Annotated in this window: 1 protein-coding gene; it reads right to left on the reverse strand. The window is 54.6% G+C overall.

Features of this window, described 5'->3' with window-relative positions; translation table 11 throughout:
• The coding region (locus tag HBN98_RS28425) for a hypothetical protein (RefSeq protein ID WP_222935026.1) at window positions 1-958 on the reverse strand (958 nt) is incomplete at both ends.

A 958-nucleotide genomic window follows, 5' to 3' on the forward strand; every position in this document is an offset into this window, starting at 1 on the left:
CTCCTCTCCCCTCCCTCCTTCCCCCCCGTCCTTCCCGTCCCTCTCCCGTCGTTCTCCCCCTTCCCCCCTCCTTCCTCCCTCCTCTTCGCGCCTCCCTTTCTTGGTCTCGGCTGCTGCTTTTCGCCTCCGCTCCCGCTGCGTCTCGCTTTCCCGCCCCCCTCTTTCCCTCTTTCCCTCCTCCTTTCCTTCTCCCCTCTCCTCCTTCCTCCCTCTCCTTTTCCCCTTTCTCTTCCCCCCCTCCCCTTTCCTTTTCTCTTCTTTTCCCTTTTCCTCCTTCCCCTTCCCTTCCTTCTCTTTCCTCCTCCCCCTCTTTCCTTCTTTCCTCTTCTTCTCTCCTCCCCCTCTTCTTCCCTCCTTTCTTTTCCCCTCCTTCCCCTTCCCCTCTCTTTTTCTTTCCTCCTTTCCCTTCCTTTCTCTCCTCCCCCTCTCCTTCTTTCTTTTCCTTCCTCCTTTTTCCCCTTCCCTTCCCCTCTTCTCCTCTCTTTCCCCTCTCCTTTCCCTCCTCCCTTCTTTTCCCCTTCTTTCCTCCCTCCCTTTTTCCCTTTCCTTCCCTCTTTCCCCCCCTTTCCCCTCTTTCTCTTTTTCTTTCCTTTCCTCCCCTTTCTTTTCTTTCCCTTTTCTTCTCTTCCTTCTTCTTCTCCTTCCCCTCTCTTTCTTCTCTTCTTTCTCTTCTCTCTCCCTCCTCCCCTCCTCCCTCTCCCCTTCTTCCTTCCCCCTCCCCCCTTCTCTTTCTCTCCTTTTCCTTCTTCTTCTTTTCCCTCTCTCTCTCGGCCCTTTTCCTTGCTTTTTTCCCCCGTCTTTCGCTTTTCAGGTTGTCGTCCCCCCTCTCTCCTCCTACTTGTTCCTTTCCCTTCTCCCCCCTGCTCATGCCCCCCCTGGTGCCTTCCCTTCTTCCCGGCTTTCTTTCTCTTCTCTTTCTCTTCTCAGGCCCCTTTTCTTCTTTTTCCCCCTTCTGTTT

The organism is Pseudomonas koreensis, from assembly GCF_012986595.1.
GTDB lineage: Bacteria > Pseudomonadota > Gammaproteobacteria > Pseudomonadales > Pseudomonadaceae > Aquipseudomonas > Aquipseudomonas koreensis.